General features: G+C 69.6%; 6 protein-coding genes and 1 tRNA gene. 4 read left to right on the top strand and 3 right to left on the bottom strand.

Going from position 1 to position 6,977, the window contains the following annotated elements; all coding sequences use genetic code 11:
* Positions 1–258 precede the first annotated feature (258 nt).
* On the top strand, positions 259–1,074 hold the full coding sequence (locus tag ACWGIU_RS24650; RefSeq protein ID WP_453709158.1) for a hypothetical protein: 816 nt from the start codon (positions 259–261) through the stop codon (positions 1,072–1,074).
* Here ACWGIU_RS24650 and ACWGIU_RS24645 read toward each other — a convergent pair.
* Positions 1,058–1,396, bottom strand: a complete 339-nt coding sequence (locus ACWGIU_RS24645) for a hypothetical protein (protein ID WP_453709154.1) — start codon at positions 1,394–1,396, stop codon at positions 1,058–1,060. The genes ACWGIU_RS24650 and ACWGIU_RS24645 overlap by 17 nt on opposite strands.
* A 100-nt stretch (positions 1,397–1,496) precedes the next feature.
* Between ACWGIU_RS24645 and ACWGIU_RS24640 the strand changes: the two genes are divergently transcribed.
* Entirely contained in the window at positions 1,497–1,727 is a 231-nt protein-coding gene (locus ACWGIU_RS24640) for a DUF4287 domain-containing protein (RefSeq protein WP_453709152.1), read from the top strand.
* 117 nt (positions 1,728–1,844) lie between these two features.
* Here the strand turns inward: ACWGIU_RS24640 and ACWGIU_RS24635 are convergent, their stop codons facing one another.
* Together ACWGIU_RS24635 and ACWGIU_RS24630 are read right to left on the bottom strand one after the other, a co-directional pair.
* Positions 1,845–2,699 (bottom strand): Bax inhibitor-1/YccA family protein, encoded by an 855-nt coding sequence (locus ACWGIU_RS24635; protein WP_453709150.1) that lies wholly within the window; start codon positions 2,697–2,699, stop codon positions 1,845–1,847.
* 390 nt (positions 2,700–3,089) lie between these two features.
* A tRNA-Leu gene (locus ACWGIU_RS24630) sits at positions 3,090–3,174 on the bottom strand.
* Positions 3,175–3,581: 407 nt separating this feature from the next.
* On the opposite strand from ACWGIU_RS24630, the gene ACWGIU_RS24625 reads away from it, so the two are divergent.
* Together ACWGIU_RS24625 and ACWGIU_RS24620 are read left to right on the top strand one after the other, a co-directional pair.
* Positions 3,582–4,346, top strand: a complete 765-nt coding sequence (locus ACWGIU_RS24625; protein ID WP_453709156.1) for an ABC transporter ATP-binding protein — start codon at positions 3,582–3,584, stop codon at positions 4,344–4,346.
* A gap of 59 nt (positions 4,347–4,405) precedes the next feature.
* Positions 4,406–6,958: an ABC transporter permease gene (locus ACWGIU_RS24620; protein ID WP_453709148.1), complete on the top strand. Its 2,553-nt coding sequence runs from the start codon at positions 4,406–4,408 to the stop codon at positions 6,956–6,958.
* The last annotated feature ends 19 nt before the right edge of the window (positions 6,959–6,977 follow it).

Here is a 6,977-nt window from a genome sequence, read left to right as displayed (position 1 = left end):
CGGGCGGATCCCTTGCGGCGTAGCGGCATTGGATCCAACCCGGTCGCGGCCGACCTGTGACCAAATTTCCCCCAGGATGTGACCTATCTCCTGGGGGATCGGTGTTTAACCAGGTCAGGACTGGTACGGATGCGGCGTATGTGACCAAAGCCCTGTCCATTTCGTGACGTAATGCACTGCACGCCATTCCCAGGTCGGGACACTCTGATGTAGGAAGTCGGGGGATCGAATCACCTCAGGAGTTAGTCAGTGAGCGCCATGTCTCTTGCCCTGCTGCTGACCACGGCCGCTGCCACGGCCGTGGGCGCTGCTGCGCTGCACGCCGTCCATGGTCTGCGTAAGCAGGTCGCCGCCCTGCGCACCGAGCTGGCGGTGCCGGTCCACCCTCGCGGTGCGACCGTCCCGCACGCCCGAAGCGCCGTGGAGTCCCCCGCCGCGGAGATACGAGCCGCCGTGGCCGAAGCCCTCGCCGAGGAGCGCGAGCGCGAGCTGGCCGAGGCGCGGGCCTTCTGGGCCGCGCAGGAGGCCCGTGACGCCGCCGACGCCCCCTCGCTGCTGGGCGGCCTGCCCGGGCTCGGCGAGGACAACCCGGTCTTCCTGCCCCGGCAGGCCGACCTGGTGGGGCTGGAGCCCGTACTCGGCGAGGAGATCCTCGACGAGCTCCCCGGGTACCCCGAGGATTCGGCCGAGCTGGCCGCCGCGCGCCGGCGACACCCCTCGCACCCCGACTTCGTACCGGTCCAGGCCTCGCACCCCGGCGCCGACCACGAGCGCACCGTGCACCGCCTGGAAGAGCTCGCGGAGGCCCGTACGGCCCTCGCGGACGTCCGGCCGGGCCCGCTGGGCACGCTTGACGTGTACGTCTTCACCGACGGCACCACGCTGTGCATGACCCCGGGACACCGGGAGACCGCGGAGCGGCTCGCCGAGGCCCTGCGCTCGGGCACCGCGCCGGTCCTGCTGGGCGGCTCGGGCATCTCCGGCGCCTACGCCCTGACCTTCTCCTGCGGTGACACCGAGGACCCCGACAGCAACGTCTACATCCTCGCGGACCGCGTCATCGCATCGCTCTGACTTCCGCCTGCTCCACCAGCCGCACGGCCTCGTCCAGCACCTCGGACGGGGCCTTCGCGCTGTCCGGGGCCGCGGCGCGCAGCGCCTCGGCGAGGTCCAGCCCGGTCACCGCCACCTGATCGCCGACCACGAAGATTCCGGCGTCCGGCACCTCCCTCGGCTCCTGCCCGGGGGTCTCGATCCGCTGGGCCCGTACGGAGAGTTCGCGGGCCAGGTCCAGCGCCGCGGCGGCGGCACCCCGCTGCAGGCGGCTCTGCGGCGCGGCCCGCAGCCGGTCGGCGAAACGTTCCACGACGGCGGTCAGGGGCGAAGTATCAAGCACCCGGCGACCTTACGCGCCGCCCGGGCACCATTGCCAACGGGCGAACTCTCCGGCACGGTGGCGGGAAGAGAACAGCACGGCGATACCTCCGGAGGCGCCCATGTCCGTAGAGTTCTCCGAGCAGACACACCGCAACATGATCGACAGAATCCCCCAGGCCACCGGTCGTGAGGTCTCCGACTGGCTCCGCACCGTGGACGACGGCCCCTCACTCGTCCGGTTCGAGGAGAAGGTCAGCTGGCTGCGCGGCGCGCACGAGCTGTCGTACGGCCAGGCCAAGGCGATCATCCACGAGTACGACCTGCGCAGAGCCGCACGCCGGTTCGGCTGAGCCCCTCTCCCCCGACCCCGTTCCCGTACCCCTATGCGCGGGAAGGCCCCGCGAGCCGTGTGCTCGCGGGGTCTTCCCCATGCTGTGCGCACGCCGGTGGTCGGCCTGCGGGTCCTGCTAGTCGTCGCCCGAGAGGATCGAGAAGATGCGCAGCATCTCGACGTAGATCCAGACCAGGGTCATGGTGAGGGCGAAGGCCGCCAGCCAGGCCTCCTCGCGCGGGGCACCGTAGGTGATGCCGTCCTCGACCTGCTTGAAGTCGAGGGCGAGGAAGCAGGCGCCGAGGATGACACCGATGGCGCCGAACAGCAGGCCGAGGCCGCCGCTGCGGAAGCCGAGGCCGTCACCGCCGCCGAAGACCGCGAACAGGGTGTTCACGAGCATCAGGAGGATGAAGCCGAGGGTCGCGGCCATCACGAAACCGTAGAAGCGGCGGGTGACGCGGATCCAGCGCATCTTGTACGCGAAGAGCACGGCGGCGAAGACACACATCGTGCCCATCACGGCCTGCATGACCACGCCGGGGCCGAGGTAGGTGCTGACGGCCGCGCTGATGACGCCGAGGAAGACGCCCTCGAACGCCGCGTAGGCCAGGATCAGACCGGGGACGGGCTTGCTCTTGAACGACTGGATGATCGCGAAGACGAACGCGATGAGCCCGGCGCCGATGCCGATGGCGTACGACTTGCCGAGGTTGTCCGGATCGACGGGCAGCGCCCACCAGGCAAGGGTGGCCGTCACGATGAGCGTGCCGAGCGTCATGGCCGTACGGCTCACGACGTCGTCCATGGTCATCACGTTGGCGCGGGCCGGGGCCTGCGGCATGCCGGTGGTCGGGTCGGCCGCGTACGGGTTGGTCGCGTACGGGTTCGTCCCGGCCTGCTGCGGCTGCGGCTGCGCGTCAAAGCCCGCGTAGCCGCCGTTGTCGCGGCTGAACCCCCGTCGCGAGAAGACCGGGTTGCTGCTCCTCATCTCACTCCTCCGTGGCCACCGAGCGCGGCCTTGCATCAAGAGTAATGCGCTCGCAAAGAAAGCACCCTACTGCTGGAGGACGATCTTAGGAGAGACCATGGCGGGGCGCAGTAAAGAAACAGGCACTTCCCGCCCGGCCCTGCGCTCACGCGCCTCGGCCACCCGACGCGCCGGCGTCCTCGGCGGCCCGCTCGGCCGTGGCGTACCTGTCGGTCTTCACCCGGCCCGGCGGGCGACGGCGGTCCGGTCCGGTTGACGTCGTCGCGAGGGGCTGCGGGCTGTGCGTCAGCGGGAGGCGCGGGTGACGCGCGCGTGCCCCCGTGTTTTCCGTTCCGGGACGGCCGGGCGCCGAGAGGTCGACCCTGCCAAGACCGGGCGCCGTGCCGTGGATGGTGCCCGGAGCCGGACTTGAACCGGCACGGCCCGAAGGCCAGCGAGGTTTAAGCTCGCCGTGTCTGCATTCCACCATCCGGGCAAGGCGTGGCGGCCCCCGTGAAAAAGCCTTGAACGCTGAGCCGAGCCTATCCGGATCGCACCCCCCGCCAACCTGCGAACTTTCCGATGTTGTCTGATTTTATTGGCGCTTGAGGGTGCGTCAGCCCTGAGAACGCACGGTCGGCCCGTTCTGGACGTCGATCACCACCTGTACGGGAATGACGGGATTTCGATGGCCCACGCCACCCCCCGCGCCACCCTCCCCGCCACCTGGGCCACAGCCCGACGATCAGGCTCCTGTCATACCAGAGGAGGACGCGCGCCCGCCCGCCGTCAGACTCCAGTGGGCCGTGGAACAGGCACGGCGGCTGATCCGGAACGGGGGTACCCGCGGCGAGGATGGAAGCGTCCCCGCACCGCACACCGAGGAGCCGTCCCGTGACCACCATGAACTACGCCCCGCACACCACCCAGGCCGTGGCCGCCCGCGCCACCGAGCTCTCCAAGGTGTACGGCCAGGGCGAGACCCAGGTGATCGCCCTCGACAAGGTCTCGGTGGACTTCACGCAGGGCGAGTTCACCGCGATCATGGGCCCCTCGGGCTCCGGCAAGTCCACGCTGATGCACTGCGTCGCGGGCCTGGACACCTTCTCCTCGGGTTCCGTCCGCATCGGTGACACGGAGCTGGGCAGCCTCAAGGACAAGCAGCTCACCCAGCTCCGCCGGGACAAGATCGGCTTCATCTTCCAGGCCTTCAACCTGCTGCCGACCCTGACAGCCCTGGAGAACATCACACTCCCCATGGACATCGCGGGCCGCAAGCCCGACAAGCAGTGGCTGGACGCCGTGATCGACATGGTCGGCCTCTCGGGACGGCTCTCCCACCGTCCCACCCAGCTCTCCGGCGGCCAGCAGCAGCGCGTGGCCGTGGCCCGTGCCCTGGCCTCCCGACCCGAGATCATCTTCGGCGACGAGCCCACCGGCAACCTCGACTCCCGCTCCGGCGCCGAGGTCCTCGGCTTCCTGCGCAACTCGGTGCGCGAGCTCGGCCAGACGGTCGTGATGGTCACCCACGACCCGGTCGCCGCCTCCTACGCGGACCGCGTCATCTTCCTCGCCGACGGCAAGATCGTCGCCGAGATGCTCCACCCCACCGCCGACGGCGTGCTGGACCGCATGAAGGCCTTCGACGCCAAGGGCCGCACCAGCTGACCCGGGATCTCCCTCCCCGGCCCTCTTCCAGACTTCCAGCCCCAGGACTGAGATCCCCCATGTTCCGTACCGCGCTGCGCAACGTCCTCGCGCACAAGGCCCGACTGCTGATGACGGTGCTCGCCGTCACCCTCGGCGTCGCCTTCGTCTCCGGCACCCTCGTCTTCACCGACACCCTCAAGAAGTCCCTCTCCGGACAGTCCGCCAAGGACTACGCGGGCGTGGCCGTCTCCGTCACCTCGTACGGCCAGGGCCGCAACGAACAGGGTGAGAAGGAGGGCGAGCCCGGCCTGGGCCAGGCCACCCTCGACAAGGTCAAGGCACTCCCGGGCGTCGACTCCGTCTCCGGGCGCGTCACCGGCTTCGCCGGCGTCGGCGACGAGAACGGCAAGCTGATCGGCGCCGGCTGGTCCAACCAGGGCGCCAACTACACGCCCGTCAAGGACGGCAAGAACCCGCGTTACGACTTCGTCGCGGGCGCCGGCCCGGCCAAGGCCGACGAGGTCGCGCTCGACAAGGCGACCGCGGAGACGGGCAGGTACAAGGTCGGCGACAAGGTGCGCGTGGCCACGAACGGCCCGGTCAAGGAGTACTCCCTCGCCGGCATCTTCACCACCGAGGACGGCGGCGTCCAGGCCGGCGGCAGCCTGGTGCTCTTCGAGACCAAGGTCGCCCAGGAGCTCTACCTCAAGCCCGGCTACTTCATGGAGATGTCCGTCGCGGCCAAGGCCGGCACCTCCGCCGACAAGCTGCTCGCCGACATCGAGCCGCTGATCGACACCAAGCACGCCAAGGCGCAGACGGGCGCCGCGCTCGCCGAGAAGCAGGCCAAGGACATCGAGCGGGGCCTCGGCCAGATGGGCACCATGCTGCTCGTCTTCGCCGGCATCTCGCTCTTCGTCGGCATCTTCCTGATCTACAACACCTTCACCATGCTGGTCGCCCAGCGCACCAAGGAGCTGGCCCTGCTGCGCGCCGTCGGCGCCAACCGGGGCCAGGTCATGCGCTCGGTCCTCGCCGAGGCCCTGGTCGTCGGCGCCCTGTCCGCCGTCGTCGGCCTGCTCAGCGGTATCGGCCTGGCGGTCGGCATGCGCTCCGTGCTCGAATCCTTCGGCGCCAAGCTCCCGGGCGGCGGCCTCGTGATCGCCCCCGCCACCATCGTCGCGGCCCTGGTCATCGGCGTCCTGGTCACCACGGTCGCCGCGGTGCTGCCGGCCTGGCGCACCGGCCGGATCGCCCCGGTCGCCGCCATGGGCAGCGCCCACCTGCCGGCCACCGCGAAGTCCCTGGTCGTCCGCAACATCATCGGCTCGATCATCAGCGTCATCGGCGTCGGCCTGGTCCTGCTCGGGGTCTCCACGGGCGGCGACAACGGCCGTATGTCCATCGGCGGGGGCGCGTTCTTCATGCTCATCGGCATGATCGTGCTACTCCCGCTGCTCGCCAAGCCGGTCATCGGGGCCGTCCGCCCGCTGCTGCAGAAGGTGTTCGGGATCCCCGGCAAGCTGGCCTCCCAGAACGCCGTCCGCAACCCGCGCCGCACCGCCGTCACCGCCGCCTCCCTGGCGATCGGCCTGACCCTGGTCACCACCCTGTCGGTGCTCGGCATCACCATCGGCAAGGTCGTCGACCGGATGAGCACCGAGAAGCTCAAGGCCGACTACAAGGTCTCCATGGCCGGCGGCATGGGCTACCTCGACAGGTCGGTGGCCGAGACCCTGGCCAAGACCCCCGGCATCAAGGACGTCTCCCCGCAGACCGCCGGCTACTTCATGGTCGGCGACGACTTCCGGTCCGCCTCCGGCGTGACCCCGGCCGCGATCGGCCGGCTGCTGAACATCGAGACCGTCAGCGGCTCGGTGGACTCCCTCGGCAAGGGCGAGATCCTGGTCGCCGAGAAGACCGCGAAGAAGCAGAACATCACCGTCGGCTCCACGCTCGACGTGAAGTACGAGGACGGCCAGGCGGACACCCTCAAGGTCGGCGCGGTCTACAAGGACATGGAGGGCCTGCTCTCCCCGTACGTCCTCGACGACAAGGTCCTCGGCCGGCACAGCGAGGAGAGCGCCGTCAGCGAGGTCTACGTCAACGTCGAGGGCGGCTCGTCCAAGGCCGGCCAGCAGAAGGTCGTCGACGCCCTGGGCAAGAACCCGGCCATCAGCGTCGCCACCCAGCAGGACATGCGCAACGAGATGGGCGGCCAGATCAACCTGATGCTGAACATCATGTACGGCCTGCTCGGCATGGCGCTGCTCATCTCGGTGCTCGGGGTGGTCAACACGCTGGCGATGTCCGTCTTCGAACGGACCCAGGAGATCGGCATGCTGCGGGCGATCGGTCTCGACCGTGGCCGGGTCAAGAACATGATCCGCCTGGAGGCCGTGTCGATCTCGCTCTTCGGCGCGGCGCTGGGTGTCGCCATCGGTGTCTTCCTCGCCTGGGCCGTCGGCAGCACGCTGGCGAAGTCCATGCCGAACTACGAACTGATCCTCCCCTGGGACCGGATCGGCATCTTCCTCCTGCTGGCCGCCGTGGTCGGTGTCCTGGCCGCCATGTGGCCGGCCCGCAGCGCCGCCCGCCTGAACATGCTCACCGCCATCAAGACGGAGTAGCGGCCGCGCCGGCGAGAGA

It is taken from the genome of Streptomyces sp. NPDC054840 (genome assembly GCF_053611065.1).
This window is presented reverse-complemented; position numbering and strand designations above follow the sequence as displayed.